The organism is uncultured Jatrophihabitans sp. (genome assembly GCF_964246335.1).
Taxonomy (GTDB): Bacteria; Actinomycetota; Actinomycetes; order Mycobacteriales; family Jatrophihabitantaceae; genus Jatrophihabitans.
Genome location: NZ_CAXTQF010000045.1, coordinates 9286 through 28724, shown reverse-complemented (window position 1 = coordinate 28724; position 19439 = coordinate 9286). Strand labels below are relative to the sequence as shown.

General features: G+C 70.4%; 22 protein-coding genes. 16 read left to right on the top strand and 6 right to left on the bottom strand.

The annotated features are described in order from the left end of the window. The first annotated feature begins 238 nt into the window (after positions 1–238). From ACFFCN_RS13195 to ACFFCN_RS13170, 6 genes are read left to right on the top strand one after another with little or no spacing between them, the layout of a single operon-like run. Complete coding sequence (locus tag ACFFCN_RS13195; protein WP_375492279.1) at positions 239–1195, top strand: ABC transporter ATP-binding protein; 957 nt, start codon at positions 239–241, stop codon at positions 1193–1195. Further along, positions 1192–1947, top strand: a complete 756-nt coding sequence (locus tag ACFFCN_RS13190; RefSeq protein WP_375492277.1) for an ABC transporter permease — start codon at positions 1192–1194, stop codon at positions 1945–1947. The genes ACFFCN_RS13195 and ACFFCN_RS13190 overlap by 4 nt, the downstream gene beginning before the upstream one ends. 58 nt (positions 1948–2005) lie before the next feature. Further along, positions 2006–5902, top strand: coding sequence for a multifunctional oxoglutarate decarboxylase/oxoglutarate dehydrogenase thiamine pyrophosphate-binding subunit/dihydrolipoyllysine-residue succinyltransferase subunit (locus ACFFCN_RS13185; protein WP_375492273.1), 3897 nt, complete (start codon positions 2006–2008; stop codon positions 5900–5902). Then, the gene (locus ACFFCN_RS13180) at positions 5899–6894 is read left to right on the top strand and encodes a Gfo/Idh/MocA family protein (protein WP_375492271.1); all 996 of its coding nucleotides are present in this window, start codon (positions 5899–5901) and stop codon (positions 6892–6894) included. Before ACFFCN_RS13185 ends, ACFFCN_RS13180 begins: the two co-directional genes overlap by 4 nt. Before the next feature lie 3 nt (positions 6895–6897). Further along, positions 6898–7083 carry a DUF6104 family protein gene (locus tag ACFFCN_RS13175; protein WP_375492270.1) on the top strand — a complete coding sequence of 62 codons (186 nt, stop codon included), beginning with the start codon at positions 6898–6900 and terminating at the stop codon, positions 7081–7083. Positions 7084–7143: 60 nt separating this feature from the next. Next, positions 7144–7644, top strand: coding sequence for a LysM peptidoglycan-binding domain-containing protein (locus tag ACFFCN_RS13170; protein ID WP_375492268.1), 501 nt, complete (start codon positions 7144–7146; stop codon positions 7642–7644). Positions 7645–7662: 18 nt separating this feature from the next. On the opposite strand, the gene ACFFCN_RS13165 is transcribed toward ACFFCN_RS13170, so the two are convergent. Both ACFFCN_RS13165 and ACFFCN_RS13160 read right to left on the bottom strand, forming a co-directional pair. Next, positions 7663–8847: an NADP-dependent malic enzyme gene (locus ACFFCN_RS13165; protein WP_375492266.1), complete on the bottom strand. Its 1185-nt coding sequence runs from the start codon at positions 8845–8847 to the stop codon at positions 7663–7665. A 55-nt stretch (positions 8848–8902) separates the two neighbouring features. After that, positions 8903–9292: a S24 family peptidase gene (locus ACFFCN_RS13160; RefSeq protein ID WP_375492264.1), complete on the bottom strand. Its 390-nt coding sequence runs from the start codon at positions 9290–9292 to the stop codon at positions 8903–8905. 96 nt (positions 9293–9388) lie between these two features. On the opposite strand from ACFFCN_RS13160, the gene sodN reads away from it, so the two are divergent. The 4 genes from sodN to ACFFCN_RS13140 are packed head-to-tail and all read left to right on the top strand — an operon-like array spanning position 9389 to position 11699. Next, complete coding sequence (gene sodN / locus ACFFCN_RS13155; RefSeq protein ID WP_375492263.1) at positions 9389–9787, top strand: superoxide dismutase, Ni; 399 nt, start codon at positions 9389–9391, stop codon at positions 9785–9787. 12 nt (positions 9788–9799) lie between these two features. Continuing rightward, positions 9800–10450, top strand: a complete 651-nt coding sequence (locus ACFFCN_RS13150) for a histidine phosphatase family protein (RefSeq protein WP_375492261.1) — start codon at positions 9800–9802, stop codon at positions 10448–10450. Positions 10451–10458: 8 nt separating this feature from the next. Then, positions 10459–10893 (top strand): ATP-binding protein, encoded by a 435-nt coding sequence (locus tag ACFFCN_RS13145; RefSeq protein ID WP_375492259.1) that lies wholly within the window; start codon positions 10459–10461, stop codon positions 10891–10893. Then, on the top strand, positions 10890–11699 hold the full coding sequence (locus ACFFCN_RS13140) for a SigB/SigF/SigG family RNA polymerase sigma factor (RefSeq protein ID WP_375492257.1): 810 nt from the start codon (positions 10890–10892) through the stop codon (positions 11697–11699). The genes ACFFCN_RS13145 and ACFFCN_RS13140 overlap by 4 nt, the downstream gene beginning before the upstream one ends. Position 11700: 1 nt before the next feature. Here ACFFCN_RS13140 and ACFFCN_RS13135 read toward each other — a convergent pair whose 3' ends face one another. Beyond that, on the bottom strand, positions 11701–12132 hold the full coding sequence (locus ACFFCN_RS13135; protein WP_375492256.1) for a hypothetical protein: 432 nt from the start codon (positions 12130–12132) through the stop codon (positions 11701–11703). Between the two features lie 69 nt (positions 12133–12201). On the opposite strand from ACFFCN_RS13135, the gene ACFFCN_RS13130 reads away from it, so the two are divergent. Both ACFFCN_RS13130 and ACFFCN_RS13125 read left to right on the top strand, forming a co-directional pair. Continuing rightward, positions 12202–13140: a diacylglycerol/lipid kinase family protein gene (locus ACFFCN_RS13130; protein WP_375492254.1), complete on the top strand. Its 939-nt coding sequence runs from the start codon at positions 12202–12204 to the stop codon at positions 13138–13140. A 250-nt stretch (positions 13141–13390) separates the two neighbouring features. After that, positions 13391–13645 (top strand): WhiB family transcriptional regulator, encoded by a 255-nt coding sequence (locus tag ACFFCN_RS13125; RefSeq protein WP_375492253.1) that lies wholly within the window; start codon positions 13391–13393, stop codon positions 13643–13645. Positions 13646–13654: 9 nt separating this feature from the next. Here the strand turns inward: ACFFCN_RS13125 and ACFFCN_RS13120 are convergent, their stop codons facing one another. Continuing rightward, positions 13655–15160, bottom strand: a complete 1506-nt coding sequence (locus ACFFCN_RS13120) for a sensor histidine kinase (protein WP_375492251.1) — start codon at positions 15158–15160, stop codon at positions 13655–13657. A 137-nt stretch (positions 15161–15297) separates the two neighbouring features. Between ACFFCN_RS13120 and ACFFCN_RS13115 the strand changes: the two genes are divergently transcribed. The 3 genes from ACFFCN_RS13115 to ACFFCN_RS13105 are packed head-to-tail and all read left to right on the top strand — an operon-like array spanning position 15298 to position 17752. Further along, entirely contained in the window at positions 15298–15561 is a 264-nt protein-coding gene (locus tag ACFFCN_RS13115; protein ID WP_375492249.1) for a DUF3311 domain-containing protein, read from the top strand. Beyond that, positions 15558–17288 (top strand): monocarboxylate uptake permease MctP, encoded by a 1731-nt coding sequence (gene mctP / locus ACFFCN_RS13110; protein WP_375492247.1) that lies wholly within the window; start codon positions 15558–15560, stop codon positions 17286–17288. The genes ACFFCN_RS13115 and mctP overlap by 4 nt, the downstream gene beginning before the upstream one ends. A 2-nt stretch (positions 17289–17290) precedes the next feature. Continuing rightward, positions 17291–17752 carry a tRNA (cytidine(34)-2'-O)-methyltransferase gene (locus ACFFCN_RS13105; protein ID WP_375492245.1) on the top strand — a complete coding sequence of 154 codons (462 nt, stop codon included), beginning with the start codon at positions 17291–17293 and terminating at the stop codon, positions 17750–17752. A gap of 68 nt (positions 17753–17820) precedes the next feature. Here ACFFCN_RS13105 and rsrA read toward each other — a convergent pair whose 3' ends face one another. Both rsrA and ACFFCN_RS13095 read right to left on the bottom strand, forming a co-directional pair. Continuing rightward, positions 17821–18111: a mycothiol system anti-sigma-R factor gene (rsrA, locus tag ACFFCN_RS13100; protein ID WP_375492244.1), complete on the bottom strand. Its 291-nt coding sequence runs from the start codon at positions 18109–18111 to the stop codon at positions 17821–17823. Further along, a complete protein-coding gene (locus ACFFCN_RS13095; RefSeq protein WP_375492242.1) occupies positions 18108–18812 on the bottom strand; it encodes a sigma-70 family RNA polymerase sigma factor in 705 nt (234 codons plus the stop codon). The genes rsrA and ACFFCN_RS13095 overlap by 4 nt, the downstream gene beginning before the upstream one ends. Before the next feature lie 90 nt (positions 18813–18902). Between ACFFCN_RS13095 and ybaK the strand changes: the two genes are divergently transcribed. Beyond that, the gene (gene ybaK / locus ACFFCN_RS13090) at positions 18903–19382 is read left to right on the top strand and encodes a Cys-tRNA(Pro) deacylase (protein ID WP_375492240.1); all 480 of its coding nucleotides are present in this window, start codon (positions 18903–18905) and stop codon (positions 19380–19382) included. The last annotated feature ends 57 nt before the right edge of the window (positions 19383–19439 follow it).

The following is a 19439-nucleotide window of genomic DNA, read 5'->3' as shown; positions in this document are numbered from 1 at the left end:
ACCACACCATCACCACCACCACACCCACCGGACACACCTACGCCAACGCGCCGCCGGCTGTGCCTGGATGCGATCCGCCGATCAGCAGTGGACCAGCGCCGCACACCAACCGGACGATCGAAATCGACCTGTGGTGGTTCGCGCGTGCTCGATCGCCGGGAGCTCAGCGCGCGGCGTGATGGCGGGCAGCGTGCGCCGATTTCCCGCCGGCCGACCGAGTTGATGATGGAATGAGCACATGACATCGGTCGATCAGCAGGCGCGCGGCCGCGTGGTCGTCGACGACCTGACCAAGGTCTTCGGCGGCCAGGTGCGCGCCGTCGACCGGCTCAGCTTCACCGTCGAGCCCGGCTCGGTGACGGGCTTCCTCGGGCCGAACGGCGCCGGCAAAACGACCACGTTGCGGATGGTGCTCGGGCTCGTCGCGCCGACCAGCGGGCGGGCGACGATCGACGGCCAGGTCTACAAGCACCTGCCCACTCCGACGAACGCGGTCGGCGCAGCGCTGGAATCGTCGAGCTTCCATCCGGCACGAACAGCGCGCAACCACCTGCGGATCATGTGCACCGTCGCGGGTTTACCCGACCAGCGCGCCGACCAGGTGCTCGAACTCGTCGGGCTCGGCGATGCCGCGCGGCGCAAGGTGCGCGGCTACTCGCTCGGCATGCGGCAGCGGCTCGGGCTGGCGCAGGCGCTGCTCGGCGACCCGCGGGTGCTCATCCTCGACGAGCCCGCGAACGGCCTGGACCCGGACGGCATCCGCTGGCTGCGCGGGCTGCTGCGGCATCTCGCCGGTGAGGGCCGCACCGTGCTCGTGTCCAGCCATCAGCTCAACGAGGTGCAGGAGATCGCCGACCGCGTGGTGATCCTCAACCGCGGGCAGCTGGTCCGCTCCGGATCCATCACCGAGCTGATGGCCGGCACCGACAGCGTGCAGGTCCGCTCCCCCAACCTGCCCGCGCTGCAGGCCGCGATCGCCGCGGCCCCGGACGCGCAGGTCGAGCAGCTGGACGCCGACACGCTTCGCGTCCGCGGCATCGAGGCCGCCGACGTCGGCCACCGCGCCTTCACGGCGGGCGTCGAGCTGCACGAGCTCGCCACGGAGCGCTTCGACCTCGAAGACCTGTTCTTCGCGCTCACCGCCGACCATGGGCAGGATCAACCGCCGCCCGGGACAGCCGCAGGCGCCCGATGATCCGCCTCGTCCGCGCGGAATTCCGCAAGCTGGGCACGACGCAGGTCTGGTTCTGGCTGCTGCTCGCGACGGTCGCTGTCAGCGCGCTGCTCGTCGTCGCCCAGATCGCGCCGCACGACGGCGTGCGCACCGCCGCGGACGTGCCCGACCTGTTCACCTCGTCGGTGCAGGCCGACATCCTCGTATTCGTGCTCGGCGTCCTCGGCGTCACGACCGAGTTCCGCTACCAGACCATCACGCCCACCGTCTTGCAGACGCCGTCGCGCTGGGCGATCGTCACCGCCAAGATGATCACGTACGCGCTGCTCGGCGTCGGCTACGCGCTGGTGTCGGTCGCGGTGCAGCTGGCTGTTGCCGTGCCGTGGCTGTCGGCGAAGAACATCGACGTCGACTTCGGCAACTCCGACGTGATCCACGCCATCGTCGGCGTGTTCGGCGTCGTCGCGTTGTACGGCATCGTCGGGCTGGGCGTGGGTGCCCTGCTGCGCAACCAGATCGTCGCCGTGGTCGTCGGCATCGTGTTCCTGCTGGTGATCGAGAACGTGCTGCTCGCCATCCCCGGTGTGCGCAAGGCATGGCCGTTCACCCCCGGCGGCGCCAGCGCCGGCATCCTGCACACCACCGGTTCCACCGAGGTCACCGACGGCGTGCACGTGCTGTCGACCGGTGCGGGCGTCGTCGTGCTGCTGCTCTGGGCGTTCGTGCCGGCGATCATCGGTGCCGCGTTCACGCTCAACCGCGACATCACCTGACCGCGTAGGCTCGATCCTCGGCAACGCACCCGAACCAGCTGAGGACGGCCAGGCAACAGTGGCGACGACGGAACAGTCAGCGCAGCCCGCAAGCACCGAAGCCCGAGCCGCGAACCCCGTCTCTGCCGGGGATTTTGGCGCGAACGAGTGGCTCGTCGAGGACATGTACGAGCGTTACGTCGCCGATCCGGACAGCGTCGACGCCGCCTGGCACGACTTCTTCGCCGACTACCGCCCGGGTCAGCCGGGCAGCAGCCAGGGCAGTGACCAGCAGAACGGCGGCCAGCCGACCGATGCGCAGGCGCCACCGACCACCAACGGCGCCCGCCCGCGGCCGAGCGCCGGACAGACCCCCAGCACCAACGGCGCCGCCGCCGTCGCCCCGAAACCCGTCGACGCGCAGCCGGTCGACGGCACGGCCGACGCCAAACCGTCCGACGCCAAGCCGGCCACCCCGTCCGACGCGCCCGCGGCCAAGCCCGCGCAGCCGAAGACGCAACCCGCGCAGGCCAAGCCGACGCCGGGCACCGCACCCGCCGTCAAGCAGGCCGACCCCAAGGGCACCGGTGCCAGCAACAGCAGCACACCGGCCGACCCCACCGCCGCGAGTACCGAGAAGCTGCGCGGCGCCGCGGCCCGCGTCGTGGCCAACATGGAGCAGTCGCTGCACGTCCCGACCGCCACCAGCGTGCGGGCCGTGCCGGCGAAGCTGCTGTTCGACAACCGCGTCGTCATCAACAACCACCTGCGGCGTGCGCGCGGCGGGAAGATCAGCTTCACGCACCTGATCGGCTACGCCGTCGTGAAGGCGCTCGACGTGCACCCGGAGATGAACAGCGCCTTCGGCGACGTCGACGGCAAGCCCGCGGTCACCGTCCCGGAGCACGTCAACCTCGGTATCGCCATCGACCTGGTGGGCAAGAACGACTCGCGCTCGCTGGTGGTCGCGTCCATCAAGGGCGCCGACGCGATGGACTTCGCGACGTTCTGGAACACCTACGAGGACATCATCCGGCGTGCCCGCAACGGCAAGCTGACCGCCGAGGACTTCGCCGCCACCACGATCAGCATCACCAACCCCGGAACCATCGGCACCAACCACTCCGTGCCGCGCCTGATGGCCGGGCAGGGCACGATCGTCGGCGTCGGCTCGATGGACTACCCGGCCGAGTTCAGCGGGATGAACCCCGACCAACTGGTCGACCGCGCGATCAGCAAGATCATGACGCTGACCTCGACCTACGACCACCGCATCATCCAGGGCGCGCAGTCCGGCGAGTTCCTGCGCAAGATCCACGAGCTGCTGCTGGCCGACGAGTTCTATGACGAGATCTTCGCCGCGCTGAAGATCCCCTACGAGCCGGTGCGCTGGCGCGTCGACCGCGACACCTCGCACGAGGGGCAGATCGGCAAGAACGCGCGGGTCATCGAGCTGATCAACTCTTACCGCAGCCGCGGCCACCTGATGGCCGACACCGACCCGCTCGAGTACAAGGTGCGCAAGCACCCCGACCTCGACATCACCGAGCACGGCCTGACGTTGTGGGACCTCGACCGCGAGTTCCCGGTGGGCGGCTTCGCCGGCGAGAAGCTGATGAAGCTGCGTGACGTGCTCGGCGTCCTGCGTGACGCGTACTGCCGCCGGGTCGGCGTCGAGTACATGCACATCACCGATCCCGAGCAGCGCAAGTGGCTGCAGCAGCGCATCGAGGTCGCGCACGCCGCGCCCGGCCACGACGAGCAGTTGCACATCCTCAAGCGGCTGAACGCGGCCGAGGCCTTCGAGACGTTCCTGCAGACCAAGTACGTCGGGCAGAAGCGCTTCTCGCTCGAGGGCGCCGAGACCGTCATCGCGCTGCTCGACGCCGTGCTGGCCGAGGCCGCCGCGCAGGAGCTCGACGAAGTCGTCATCGGCATGCCGCACCGCGGCCGGCTCAACGTGCTCGCCAACATCGTCGGCAAGCCGTACTCGAAGATCTTCAACGAGTTCGAGGGCAACATCGACCCGGGCACCGCGCAGGGCTCGGGCGACGTCAAGTACCACCTCGGCGCCGACGGCACGTTCACCTCCGGTTCCGGCAACGAGATCGCGGTCTCGCTGACGGCCAACCCGTCGCACCTCGAGGCCGTCGACCCGGTGCTCGAGGGCATCGTGCGGGCCAAGCAGGACCTGCTCGACAAGGGCGACGACGGCTACACCGTGCTGCCGCTGATGATGCACGGCGACGCCGCGTTCGCCGGCCAGGGCGTGGTGGCCGAGACGCTCAACCTCTCGCAACTGCGCGGCTACCGCACCGGCGGCACCGTGCACGTGATCGTCAACAACCAGGTGGGGTTCACGACCTCGCCGTCGTCGTCACGCTCGTCGCTCTACAGCACCGACATCGCGCGGATGATCGCGGCGCCGATCTTCCACGTGAACGGTGACGACCCGGAGGCGTGCGTGCGCGTCGCCGAGCTCGCGGTGCGCTACCGCCGCGAGTTCCGCAAGGACGTCGTGATCGACATGGTGTGTTACCGGCGCCGCGGGCACAACGAGGCGGACAACCCCTCGTTCACGCAACCGCTGATGTACGACATCATCGACAACAAGCGCAGCGTGCGGAAGCTCTACACCGAGGCGCTGGTGGGCCGTGGGGACATCACCCTCACCGACGCCGAGGCAGCGCTCAAGGACTTCCAGTCGCAGCTGGAGAAGGTGTTCGTCGAGACCCGCAACACCAGCGACAAGCCGGCGCCCGAGCCCGAAACGCAACGCGACGCGCCGGCGCAGCAGATCACCACGGCCATCCCGCTCGACTCGATCAAACGCATCGCGGACGCCTACGCCAATCCGCCGCAGGGCTTCACGGTGCACCCGCGGCTCAAGCCGCAGATCGACCGCCGGGTGGCGATGGGCAGCGAGGGCAACGTCGACTGGGCGACGGCCGAGCTGTTCGCCTTCGGCTCGCTGACGATGGACGGCCGCGCGGTACGCCTCACCGGTCAGGATTCGCGGCGCGGCACGTTCACCCAGCGGCACGCCGTGCTGATCGACCGCAACACCGGCGACGAATACACGCCGCTGCGCGACCTCGGCGACGACCAGCACCCCAGTGCGTCGTTCTTCACCTACGACTCGCTGCTCAGCGAGTTCGCGGCGATGGGCTTCGAGTACGGCTACTCGGTGGTCCGCGACGACGCGCTCGTCTGCTGGGAGGCGCAGTTCGGCGACTTCACCGACGGTGCCCAGACGATCATCGACGAGTTCATCTCCTCCGGCGAGGTCAAGTGGGGCCAGCGTTCGGCGATCAGCCTGCTGCTGCCGCACGGCTACGAGGGACAGGGCCCGGACCATTCCTCCGGCCGCCCCGAGCGGTTCCTGCAGCTGGCCGCGGAGAACAACCTGACGGTGGCCATGTGCTCGTCGCCGGCCAACTACTTCCACCTGCTGCGCCGCCAGGGCCTGTCGTCGGTACGCCGACCGCTGATCGCGTTCACGCCGAAATCGTTGTTGCGCCTCAAGCGCGCCGTCAGCCAGCTCGACGAGTTCACCGACGGGCGGTTCCACCCGGTCCTCGGCGACTCGACGACCGGCGACAGCGCGGTCGACCCGGGATCGGTGCGGCGGGTGCTCCTGTGTGCCGGCAAGATCTATTACGACCTCGTCGCCGCTCGCGAGGCACAGCAGCGCACCGACGTCGCCATCGTCCGCGTCGAGCAGCTCTACCCGCTGCCGGCCGACGAACTGCGCTCCGAACTCGACCGCTTCCCCGCCGACGCCGAGCTGGTGTGGGTCCAGGAGGAGCCGGCCAACCAGGGGGCGTGGCCGTTCATGGCACTGCACCTGCCCGACGAGCTCGGCGGCCGCGGCCTGCGCAGAGCGTCGCGCAGGGCGTCCGCATCGCCGGCCGTCGGTTCGGCGTCGGTGCACGAGGCGCAGCAGAAGGACGTCGTGGCCCAGGCCTTCGCTTGATCCGCTGGGGCATTCTGGGCGCGGGCGGCATCGCCGGAACCGTCGCACCGGACATCGCGGCAACTCCCGGGCATGCCGTGCACGCCGTCGCCGCCCGCGATGCCGACCGCGCTGCCGCGTTCGCCGCCGCGCACGGCGCCGCGCGCTCCTACGGCAGCTACGCCGAACTGGTCGCCGACCCGGACGTCGACGTCGTGTACGTCGCCACCACGCACGGCCAGCACCACGAGCACGCACGGCTCGCGCTGCACGCCGACAAGCCCGTCCTGGTGGAGAAGGCGTTCGCGCTCAACGCGGGGCAGGCGCGCGACATCGTGGCGCTGGCGCGCGAGCGGCAGCTGTTCTGCATGGAGGCCATGTGGACGCGGCTCAACCCGCTGATCCGCACCGCCCTCGACCTCGTCGCGGGCGGGCGCATCGGCGACGTGCTCGGCGCGCGTACCGACCTCTCGCGGTACTTCCCCTACGACCCGGCGAGCCGGCTGTTCGACCTCGCCGCCGGCGGCGGGGCGCTGCTGGACATGGGCATCTACCCGGTGACCGTGGCGTGGCTGTTCCTCGGCCGCCCGGACACCGTCGCGGCCACCGGATCGCTCTCGCCGACCGGCTCGGACCTGACCACCGCGCTGCAGTGGGGATACGCGGACGGGCGCATCGCGCAGATCTACACGAGCGCCGCCGGCACGAGCCCGTTGGCCGCGGTGATCACCGGTACGGAGGGCTGGCTCGCCATCGAGCCGCGCATCCACCGCCCACAACGGCTGCTCGTGCACGAGCGCGCGCACGGGACGAACGAGGGACACACCGAGGAGGTTTCAGGGCCGCCGGCCGAAGGCAACGGCTACCGGCTGGAGGTCGCCGAGGTGGGCCGCTGCCTCGAGGCGGGCCTGCTCGAGAGCCCGTTCGTTCCGCTGGACGAGACGGTCGCGATCCTGGAGGTCCTGGACGAGGCGCGCCGCCAGGTGGACGTGCGTTACCCGAGCGAGGTCTGACCCGTGTACTTCACCGACCGCGGCATCGAGGAGCTGGTGGACCGGCGCGGCGAGGAGCAGGTGTCGGTCGAATGGCTGGGCGCTCGGCTGCAGCAGTTCGTCGACACGCATCCGGAGTTCGAGACCGCCGTGGACCGGTTGGCCACCTGGCTCGCCCGCGATGACGACGCCGACGACGTGGAAGGCTGATGCGCGGCGCCGCCGGTGCCGCGCACGTGCAGGACGGGTGAAAGTGGGGATAAGAAGCACATGGGTTCGCACAACAGCGCGCGAATAACTCGCCGGGCTACACCGTTGGCGCTGCTCATCGGGGGCCTCATCCTGGCCGGCGGCCTCGCACTCGTGATCGCGCTGACCACCGGCGGGAGTACGGGTACGACGCACCGGACCTCGCGGGCAGCCGCTGACCTGACCGTGCCCAGCAGTTCCACGTCGGGTGCGAGCAGTTCCACGTCCGGTGCGAGCAGTTCCGCGTCGTCGACTCCAACCACGCCGGCGGCGTTGCCGACCGCACCTGCCGCGCACACCGCACCGCGCAGCTCGGCGAAGCCGCAGGCGAAAACGAAGACGATGACCTACACCGTCAAACGCGGTGACAACCTGACGGCCATCGCCCGCTGGTTCCACCTGCACGGGTACCAGCCGCTGTACGCGTGGAACAAGACCGTCATCGGCAAGAACCCTGACCTCATCTTCGCCGGACAGAAGATCACGGTCTCCACGAGCGGCGGGGTCAAGGTCAGCGGCTGACCGGGACCCGCGCCGGGCTCACCGATCGCCGGCGAGCGCGAGGTCGGCGACGCCGTCGCGGATTGCCTGTGCCGCAACTGCGGCGGCGACGCCCGGCGCCACCCGCTCGTCGAACGCCGACGGCACGATGTGTGTCGGCGACAACTCGTCGCCGACCACCTCGCTGATCGCCGCTGCTGCGGCGAGCTTCATGTTCTCGGTGATCATCCGAGCGCCGGCGTCGAACGCGCCCGCGAACACGCCCGGGAAGGCCAGCACGTTGTTGATCTGGTTCGGGTAGTCGCTGCGCCCGGTGGCCACGACGCTCGCGTAGCGATGCGCGACCGTCGGCTCGACCTCGGGGGTCGGGTTGGCCAGCGCGAAGATCATGGCGTTCGGGGCCATGGCGCTGACCGCGGCCTCGCCCACCGCGCCGGCGCTCAGGCCCAGGAACACGTCGGCACCCGCCAAGGCGTCGTCGAGCGAACCGGTCAGGCCCGACCGGTTGGTCACCGCGGCGAGGTCGGCCTTGACCGGCGTGAGCTCCGTACGGCCCTGGTGCAGCACACCGCGCGAATCGGCCACCGCGATGTCGCCGATGCCGGCCGCGAGCAGGATCTTGGTGCACGCGACGCCCGCCGCACCCGCGCCGGACACGACCACGCGCAGGTCCTCGAGCCGCCGGCCGGTGACCGCCGCCGCGTTGCGCAGCGCCGCGAGCACGACGATCGCGGTGCCGTGCTGGTCGTCGTGGAACACCGGCACGTCCAGCCGCGCCCGCAGCCGCTGCTCGATGTCGAAGCAGCGCGGTGCGGAGATGTCCTCCAGGTTGATGCCGCCGAACGACGGCGCGATCCGCGCGACGGTCTCGACGATCTCGTCGACGTCGGTGGTGTCGAGCACGATCGGCACGGCATTCAGCCCGGCGAACTCGCTGAACAGTGCCGCCTTGCCCTCCATGACCGGCAGCGACGCCGCGGCGCCGATGTTGCCGAGCCCGAGCACGGCCGTGCCGTCGGTGACGATCGCGACGAGCCGCGAGCGCCACGTGTAGGTGCGCGCCATCGACTCGTCCGCGGCGATCGCGGTGCACACCTCGGCGACGCCGGGCGTGTACGCGAGCGACAGCGATTCGCGGTCGGTCAGCGGCATCGTGCTGCGCACGGTCAGCTTGCCGCCCGCGTGCACCCGGAAGACAGGACTGTCCGGATCGAACCCCACCACTGCTCCAGCCTGCGATTGTCGGTTGCCTGGCCAGGTTACGGCGCAGGAGCGTCGGCTATTCGGGGTTCGCCCGCACCGTGGAGTCTGCCACGTCGGCCGGTGGCGGCAAGGTGCGCACCCTGCGTACCGACACCCGCCACGGGGCAGCGCCGCGGCGGATCCGCAGTGTCACAAGCGCCAGTACGTCGGCCACGCCGTGGCTCGCGCTGTCGCCGCCTGCGAGGGCGTTGTCCGACGCCAGCCACCAGCCGTCGCCGTCCCGGCGCACCGCGCGCTTGATCACCAGCCGATCGGGCATCGTCGCGAACCGCGCGAGCACGACGTCGCCGGCGCGGATCGCCGCGCCGTGCCGCACCACGACGGCGTCGCCGTCGCGCAGGCCCGGGACCATCGACGGCCCGCGCACGGTGACGTACTGCCACGGCAGCAGCGCGGTGATGTGCACCTCCGAGCGGGCCGGACGCCGGTAGTAGGGTCGGAAACACGTGATGGGTCGCAAACAGCGCGACCGACATCCACCGACTCGTTGGGGGTCAACGATATGCGTTTGTTCCGCGAATCCACCGTCGCCTACGCGCACTGTGACCTGCCGTGCGGCGTCTACGACCCGGCCCAGGCCCGCATCGAGGCCGAGTCGGTCAAGGCGATCATGGAGAAGTACCAGGGCAACGAAGATCCGGTCTTCCGTACCCGCGCGATCATCATCAAGGAGCAGCGCGCCGAGCTCGTCAAGCATCACCTCTGGGTGTTGTGGACCGACTACTTCAAGCCGCCGCACTTCGAGAAGTACCCGCAGCTGCACGAGCTGTTCAATAAGGCGACGAAGCAGGCCGGCGCGGCCGGCGGCAAGGGTGAGATCAACCCGGAAGAGGGCCAGAAGCTGCTCGACCAGATCGCCGAGATCGACAAGATCTTCTGGGAGACGAAGAACGCGTCCTGACGGGAAATCCGCATGACGGACCAGGAGGCCGGCCCCGCTGAGGGGCCGGCCTTCGCTGCACCCGACCTGCCCGACTCGGCGCAGCTGTGGCTGCTGCGCCACGGCGAGACGGAATGGAGCATCTCCGGCCAGCACACCGGGCGCACCGACGTGCCGCTGACCGAGCACGGCATCGAGCAGGCCAAGGCGATGAACGGCATGCTGGGCGATGTCCGGCCTGCGCTGGTGCTGTGCAGCCCACGCTCGCGTGCCCAGGACACCGCGCGGTACGCAGGGTTCACCGACGTCGTGATCGACGACGACCTGGTCGAGTGGGACTACGGCGACTACGAGGGCCGTACCACCGACGAGATCCGCGAACACGACCCGGACTGGGACCTGTTCACCCACGGCGTGCCGAACGGCGAGACGGTCGAGCACATCACCGCGCGCGCCGACCGCGTGCTGACCCGAGCCGGCGAGGCCATGCACGAGGGACCGGTCGTCCTGGTCGGCCACGGGCATTTCAGCCGCGTGCTCGGCGCGCGTTGGGTGGGCATGTCCGCACGCGGAGGCGGTAACTTGCTCCTCGGCACGGCCGCACCCTCCCAGCTCGGGATGTACCACGGCCAGCCGGTGATCGTGCACTGGAACATGACCAACCCCGCGGCCCGAAAGGACTGACTACCGACATGACCAGCTCCGAGGCCGGTGACGCCACACTCACGAACGACGCCGACGACAGCGAGGACGTCGTCGAGGTGCGGGTTCCGGCGCGTGTGCTCTTCGTCTCGACGCTGCGCCGCACCGCTGCGAGCCTCGCGGCGAGCTGCGACCTCACCGTCGACGACATCGAGGACCTCAGCCTCGCCGTCGACGAGGCGTGCGCCCTGCTGCTGCCGCACAGCGACGCCGCGGCGGGGCTCGAGTGCCAGTTCCGGCTCGGCAGCGGCTCGATCGCGGTGAGCACGTCCGTGCGCCCGGCGGACGCCGACGGCGCCCAGCCCGACCGCGGCGGTTTCGCGTGGACGGTGCTCGACGCGCTGGCGTCGAGCGTCGACGTGGCGCAGGCCGACGGCCGCCTGGCGATCACGGTCACGAAGCGTAGTGAGGCAGCACCGCAGTGACCGAGGCCCAACGGCCGGGCCGCGACGAGCGCGCCCACGCCGGCGATTTGCTCGCGCAGCTGCACGAGCTGCCCGCGGACAGCGCGCGACGCCGCACGCTGCGCGACCAGCTCGTCGAGCTGCACATGCCGCTGGTCGTGTACCTGGCCCGACGCTTCTCCGGGCGCAACGAGCCGATGAACGACCTCGTGCAGGTCGGCGCAATCGGCTTGATCAAGGCGATCGACCGGTTCGACCCGGAGCGCCAGCTCGAGTTCTCGACGTACGCGACGCCCACCATCCTCGGCGAGATCAAGCGGCACTTCCGCGACACCGGCTGGCTCATCCACGTGCCGCGGCGCGCGCAGGAGCTGCAGACGACGCTGAACGCGGCGCGTGCCGACCTGAGCCAGGAACTCGGCCGCGCGCCGACCGTGCCCGAGCTCGCCGAGCGCATCGGCGCGGACCACGACACCGTGCTCGAGGCGTTGGACGCGGCACGGGCCTACTCCGGCGTCCCGCTCGACGTTCTCGCCGCGCCCGGCGAGACGGTGCCCGAACACCCGATGCTCGGCATCACCGACGAGGGCTTCGATCAGGTCGAGCAGCGCGCGATGCTGCGCGAGGTCATCGCCAAGCTGCCCGAGGCCGAGCGGGAGATCCTGCTGCTGCGGTTCATCGCCAACAAGACGCAGACCGAGATCGCAGCGATCGTCGGGGTCTCGCAGATGCAGGTGTCGCGTCTGGTGGCCCGCGGGCTCAAGCGGCTGCGGGAGAGCCTCGGCGCGCCGGAGCCACAGGTCGAACAGCGCCGCCGCCGCAGCTGAGCTACCGCGGGTCGGGTCGGTCGAGCGCTGCCCGCGACGGCGGGGTGAACAGCAGATACAGCACGGCCACCGCGACGACGAGGATCGGCCCGCCGTAGCCGACCCGGCCCGCCTGGAACGCCAGGGTCCAGGACACCGGAACCGCCAGCAGCTGGAGCACGACGACCGGCGTGCGGGCCGACGGACGCAGCCGGAGCAGCCCACGCGCGGCGAACACCAGCACCACCGCGGCGAGCACCGCCAGCAGCGCGCCGGACAGCGCCCGTCCGACGCTCGCCGGGTTGCCGCCGACGGTCTTGATGACCAGCACCACGGCGGCACCGACCAGCGCCAGCGCCTCGAGCCCGATCAGGACCGCGGCGAGGCGCAGCGGCTTCGGCACGCTGTCGTCCGGCGTCGGCTGCTCGACGCGCGGCGCAGGGTCCTCGCTCACCTGGCCACGATATCGGCGGCCCCCCGGAACGCGTGTCCGCGCGTGGCGGTAAACCCGTAGGCTGCGCTGATGCGGATTCTCGTCGTCGTGAATCCGCGCGCCACGGCGATGAGCGCCCGCGAGCGTGACGTTCTCGCCCATGCACTCGCCGGCGAAGGCACGATCGAGGTCGTCGAGACCGCGAACCGCGGGCACGCCTCCGCGCTCGCCTGCCGGGCGATGCGGGCCGGCACCGATGTCGTCGTCGCCCTCGGCGGGGACGGCACCGTCAACGAGGTCATCAACGGACTGCTCACCGACGGGCTGCACGCGCGGGTGCCCGCGTTGGGCATCGTGCCGGCCGGCTCCACCAACGTGTTCGTGCGGGCGCTCGGCCTCGCCAACGACCCGATCGAGGCGACCGGCCAGCTGCTCGAGGGCCTGCGCAGCGGCGCACGGCGCCCGGTCAGCCTCGGCCAGGCCGACGACCGCTACTTCTGCTTCGCCGCCGGCCTCGGCTTCGACGCCGCGATCGTGCACGGCGTCGAGCGCGCCCGGCGCAAGGGCAAGCGCTCGACGCACGTGCTCTACTCGAAGGTCGGCGTGCGCGAGTTCCTGCGGGCCGACCGCCGCCATCCACAGCTGCACGTCGACCTGCCCGACGGCCGCACGCTCGACGACGTCTATTTCGCGATCGTCACGAACACCGACCCGTGGACCTACGTCGGCAACCGTCCGCTGCATCCCACGCCGCAGGTGAGCTTCGACACGGACCTCGCGCTGTACGCGCGGCGCCGGATGAGCACGCCCGGGATGCTGTTCAGCATGGCGCGGATGTCGGGCGGCCGGCCCCGCGTCGGTGCGCGCGGCGCCTTCGTCGTCCACGACCTCGACCAGTTCACCGTGCGCAGCGACGCCGGACTGCCGTTCCAGGTCGACGGCGACGCGCTCGACGAGCGTGAGAAGATCACCTTCCGGTCGGTGCGCGATGCCGTCCGAGTCGTCGTCCCGGCGCCTGATCCGGCGTGAAAACGAACGATCCCGTTCGCCTGGGGTCGACCGATGCCAACGACTCGCGTAGCGTTCTGCGCGAGCACTGAATCCCCGGTTATCAGCTCGCCGAGCCCGGAAACGCGCTGATTCGACCGCCGCGAGCGCCGTGATGTGGCACGCAGTCGGCCGAATTCCTTGAACGGCGGGCGAGCTCGTGAAAGGATTCACAAGCGAGGGCACGCCCCCGGAGGGTGTCTTCGAATCGAGTCGAGAGTGAGACGTTGTAATGGATTGGCGGCACCGCGCGATCTGCCGCGACGAGGACCCGGAACTGTTCTTCCCCATCGGGAACACCGGCCCCGCGCTGCTGCAGATCGAACAGGCCAAGGCAGTGTGCCGACGCTGCCCCGTCATTCAGGAGTGCTTGACGTGGGCCCTGGAGTCGGGCCAGGACGCCGGCGTGTGGGGTGGTCTGTCCGAGGACGAACGACGCGCCCTGAAACGGCGCAACGCCCGCACCCGCACCGCCCGGCTCGCCTGACCCGCCAGTTCAGCCGGCCCGTCGAGCGGTCGGCATCGTCACGGTGACGGTCGTCCCGCCCTCGGGCGTGGCGCGGCGGAACTGAACCCCGCCCTCGAGCTCGGCCGAAATCAGGGTGTTGACGATCTGCAGCCCGAGCCGGTCTGTCTTCGACGCATCGAAGTCGACGGGGATGCCGACGCCGTCGTCACGGATCACCACTCGCAGCTCACCGCGATCGCGCTCGGCGCCCACCGAGACCGCGCCGGCCTGATCGTCGGGGAAGGCGTGCTCGATCGCGTTCTGCACCAGCTCGGTCAGCACGAGCACCAGCGCGGTGGCGAACTCGGCGGGAATGACTCCGAACGTCCCGGCACGCTGCACCGACACCCGGTCGGCCGAGCCCATGACGTCGCTGAGCATCACCAGCAACCGGTCGACGACGTCGTCGAAGTCGACGGTCTCGTCGATCGACACGGACAGCGTCTCGTGCACCAACGCGATGGACTGCACGCGGCGCATCGACTCCTCCAGCGCGGTGCGCGCGCCGGGTACGGACACCCGCCGGGCCTGCAGGCGCAGCAACGCGGCCACGGTCTGCAAATTGTTCTTCACGCGGTGGTGGATCTCGCGGATCGTCGCGTCCTTGCTCATGATCTGCCGGTCGCGATGGCGCAGCTCGGTGACGTCCTGCATCAGCAGCAACGCCCCCAGGGTTTCGCCGCGCGGGCGCAGCGGCAGCGCGCGGAACAAGATGATCGCGCCGCCGCCCTCGATCTCGGTGCTCGCCGGGTGCCCGCCGTCGATCGCCTCGGCAACAGCGACCGCGAGGTCGCTCGCGTCGAACGGGTCGTCGGCGACGGTCCCGGTCAGCGCGTCCACGGGCTCGGAAAGCACCGGACCGGTGACGCCCAGCCGGATGAACGCCGAGAGCGCGTTCGGGCTGGCGTAGATGATCGTGCCGTCCGGTTGCAGCCGCACCAGGCCGTCGCCGGCGCGCGGGCCGGTGCCCTCCTCGGCCGACGGACCCGGCGACGGGAAGGTGCCATCGGCGATCATGCTGGCGAGATCGGCGGCGCTTTGCAGGTAGGCGAGTTCGAGCTCGCTGGGGGTGCGCACGCTCGCCAGGTTCGCGTCGCGGCCGAGCACCGCGATCACCTCCTCGCCGAAGCGCACCGGGATGGCCTCGCGGCGGATCGGCAGGTCGCCGTCCCAGTCCGGATCGACCTCACGGAAGATGCGGCCCTCGACGAACGCGGTGCGCATCGCCGCGATCCGGTCGCCGGCGAGCACCACCCCCACCTGATCGTGCTGGTAGGCGGTCGGGCCGGTCGTCGGACGGCACTGCGCGACGCACAAAAACGCCGGCACGTCCGCGGCCTCCGCCGCGGGCAGCGCGACCGGCACCCAGAGCAGGAGGTCCGAGAACGCCAGGTCGGACAGCAGCTGCCACTCCCCCACGAGCCGCGCGACGTGCTCGACCTGCGCCTCGCTGAACGGCGTGCGCGCGGCGAGCGTGTCGGTGAGGGCGGACATCCCTGCAAGCGTGCCATCCACGGCCCGGTCGCTCGCGCCGGCCCGCGCGACCGGCCGCGCAAACCGGGCAATCTGGACTAGGGTCCGATGCGCCGCGCGGCGTGCCCGCGTCGCGGGTGAGCGAGGAGGCGACACCGATGTCGAGCGCGCCCGAGGACGAGATGGTGCCCGTGCAACCGCCAGCCCGGCCACCACGGCTGCCGATCGGGGTCGGGATCGCCGTGGCGGTGTTGCTCGCGATCCCGTGCATCGCACTCGCGGCCGTACCGACCTACTCGAGCGAGACACCGAAGCTGTTCGGCTGGCCGTTCTTCTACTGGTACCAGGTGATGTGGGTGCTCATCACGCCCGTCCTCACGATCGCCGCCTACCTGTTGATCAAGAAAGCGGGCCGGCGGTGAGCGCCGTGGCGTCCGGGCACCCGGTCAACGGTGTCGAGCTCGGTGTGGTCCTGTTCTTCTTCGTACTGGTGACGGTCGTCGGCTTCATCGCCGCGCGCTGGCGCCGCGGGCAGTCGATGGCGAGCCTGGACGAATGGGGCCTGGGCGGCCGCGGTTTCGGCACCGCCGTCAGTTGGTTCCTGCTCGGCGGCGACCTCTACACCGCCTACACGTTCGTCGCGGTGCCGGCGGCGATGTTCGCCACCGGCGCGGTGGCCGGGTTCTTCGCGGTGCCGTACACGATCGTCGCCTACCCGATCGTGTTCGTGTTCCTACCGCGACTGTGGAGCGTGGCGCACCGCCGCGGCTACGTGACGCCGGCCGACTTCGTGCGCGGCCGGTTCGGCAGCCGCACGCTGGCGCTCGCCGTCGCCCTCACCGGCATCGTCGCGACGATGCCGTACATCGCGCTGCAACTCGTCGGCATCCAGGCGGTGTTCGACACGATGGGCCTCGGCGGCAGCGGCAACACGATCGCGAAGGACCTGCCGTTGATCATCGCCTTTGCGGTGCTGGCGGCCTACACGTACTCGTCCGGCCTGCGCGCGCCGGCGCTGATCGCGTTCGTCAAGGACACGCTGATCTACATCGTCATCGTGGTGGCTGTCGTCTACATCGGCGTCAAGATCGGCTTCGGCGGCATGTTCGACGCGGCGAAGCAACAGCTCACGACGCCGGACCCGAAGACGCACATACCACCGGGCCTGTTCACCACCGGGCCGGGTTCGTACTGGGCCTACGGCACCCTGGCGTTCGGCTCCGCGCTTGCGCTGTTCCTCTACCCGCACTCGATGACGGCGGTGCTCTCCAGTCGCACGCGCGGCGTCATCCGCCGTAACACCGCCATCCTGCCGGCGTATTCGCTGCTGCTCGCGCTGCTGGCGTTGCTCGGCTTCGCCGCCATCTACGAGGTGAAGCAGGGCAACATGACCGTCTACGGGCAGGACGGCGTCAGCAACGGCCAGCTCGCGGTGCCGCACTTCTTCGCGTTCGCGTTCCCGTCGTGGTTCGCCGGCGTCGCGTTCGCGGCCATCGCCATCGGCGCGCTCGTGCCGGCCGCGATCATGTCGATCGCCGCGGCGAACCTGTTCACCCGCAACGTCTACCGCGAGTACTTCCGGCGCTCGGCGACGCCGAAGCACGAGACGCAGGTGGCGAAGATCGTGTCGCTGGTGGTCAAATTCGGCGCCCTGCTGTTCGTGCTCGGACTCGACAAGCAGAACGCGATCAACTTGCAGCTGCTCGGTGGCGTGTGGATCCTGCAGACCCTCACCACGATCGTGCCGGGCCTCTACACCCGCTGGTTCCACCGCTGGGGGCTGCTGGCCGGCTGGGCGACCGGCATGATCTACGGCACGGTGCAGGCGTACCGGCAGCAGATCCCCAACGTCGTCGTGACGCAGGGCGCCGACGGCAAGCCGGTCAAGGCACTGCACGGTATGCGGCACTTCGGCTCGTCCACCGCGCCGTTCCCGTTCACCGACGAGAAGCTCTACATCGGCGTCACGGCCTTGGTGCTGAACGTGCTCGTCGCGGTGCTGGTCACGCTGGTGCTGCGGGCAGTCCGGGCGCCGGCCGGCACCGACGAGACCGAGCCGACCGACTTCTACTCCGACGCTGCACCGGTGACGCGACGCGATCGGGACCGGGCAACGGTGGCCGCGGAGGGAGTCGCTGGTAGGACCTAGCCGTGCTGCACATCGTCTTCGTCGAACCCAAGATCCCGCCCAATACTGGCAATGCGATCCGGCTGGCGGCGGTCACCGGCGCCCATCTGCACCTGGTCGAGCCGCTCGCGTTCGAGATGGACGACGCCCGGCTGCGGCGTGCCGGGCTGGACTACCACGACCTCGCGGTCGTCACCGTGCATCCGGACCTCGACGCCCTGTGGCAGGCGGTCCGGCCGGCCCGGGTGTTCGCCTTCACCGCCCGCGGCGACGTCGGGTACGCCGACATCGACTACCGCGACGGCGACGTCCTGATGTTCGGCCCGGAGCCGGACGGCCTGCGCGACGAGATCCTCACGCACCCGGACGTGACGAGCCGGGTGCGCATTCCGATGCTGCCCGGGCGCCGGTCGCTCAACGTCGCCAACGCAGCCTCGGTCGCGGTGTACGAGGCGTGGCGCCAGCTCGGCTTCGCCGGCAGCTGACCCAACCCTTGCCTGACCTTGCGGTCGCGGTTCGCTGCGCCGTCAGCCCGCCGTCCGCGGCCCGGGCGTTATTCGGCGCGGTACTCGAGGTGGGCGGTCTCGATCGAGACCTCGGTGATGCGCACCCGGATGCGTTCGTGCAGGCTGGCCGGCGCCTGGTCACCGCCGCAGCAGCGGGCCACCAGCGCCCGCACATCCTGCTCGAGGCCGTAGTGCTTCAGGCAGGGCGGGCACGCGGCCAGGTGCTGGCGCACCCGGTTGCGTAGATCGTCGTTCTGCTCGTCGTCGAGGTAGAGGTAGACGTCGCGCAGTACCTCGTCGCAGTCGATGCCGCCCGGCCCGAAACCCATGCGGCTCATGACTCACTCCCGGCTGCGGCGCGGGTGACCCCGCGATCACGGGCGTAATCGGCCAGCAGCTCCTGCAGCTGACGCCGGCCGCGGTGCAAGCGGGACATCACGGTGCCGATCGGCGTGCCCATGATCTCCGCGATCTCCTTGTAGGCGAAGCCCTCGACGTCGGCAAGGTAGACGGCGAGGCGGAAGTCCTCCGGCAGGGCCTGCAGCGCGTCCTTGACGTCGGAGTCGGGCAGGTGGTCGAGCGCCTCCATCTCGGCCGAGCGCAACCCGGTGGACGAGTGCGACTCGGCGCGCGCGAGCTGCCAGTCCTCGACGTCCTCGTTGCCCGATTCCTGGGGCTGCCGCTGCTTCTTGCGGTAGGTGTTGATGAAGGTGTTCGTGAGGATGCGGTACAGCCACGCCTTGAGGTTCGTGCCCTCGGTGAACTGGTGGAACGCGGCGAACGCCTTGACGTAGGTCTCCTGGACCAGATCCTCGGCGTCGGACGGGTTGCGGGTCATCCGCATCGCCGCTGCGTAGAGCTGGTCGATGAACGGCAGCGCGTCACGCTCGAACCGTGCGCGCCGTGCCTCGACCGTCTCTTCTGCCACGCTGCTCCCTTCGGTGTCCCGCGTGGAGAATATCGCGCGGGTGGTCGGCGTACCGAGGGGCCGGATCGCATCAACGACACCGTGGGGTCTGATGGGTGCAGACACCGTCATGACAGCTCTTTCCTGGTCGGGGCGTTCGTCAGTGCAACGAGGCGCCCGGCCGTGGCATTCCGGCCTCCTCCTCGCCGCTACATTCCCGCAATGGCCACCGGCACCCCCGCGACGGTCGCATTGACCCGGCTCGGCATCGCCTTCACGCTGCATCCGTACGACCACGACCCGCGCGCGGCCGCGTTCGGCGACGAGGCCGCGGCGGCGCTCGGCGTCGATCCAACGCAGCTGTTCAAGACACTGATCGCCACGGTGGACGGCACGCTCACCTGCGCCGTCGTGCCGGTGTCCGCCCGGCTGGACCCCAAGGCGCTGGCGGCCGCAGTCGGCGGCAAGCGGGCCGAGCTGGCCGAGCCCGCCGCGGCGGCGCGTGCAACCGGTTACGTGATCGGCGGCATCTCGCCGATCGGGCAGAGATCCCGGCTGCGGGTCGTCGTCGACCATTCCGCGCAGCAGCTCGCCACGATGTACGTCTCGGCGGGGCGGCGCGGGCTGCAGCTGCAGCTCGCCCCGGCCGACCTCGCGCGCGCGACCGGGGCGATGTTCGCCCCCATCGCGGCAGCCGGTTAGCCGTTCGCGCGAGCCAGCATCCACTCCACCGCCGCCTTGGCGACGGTCGGCAGCTCC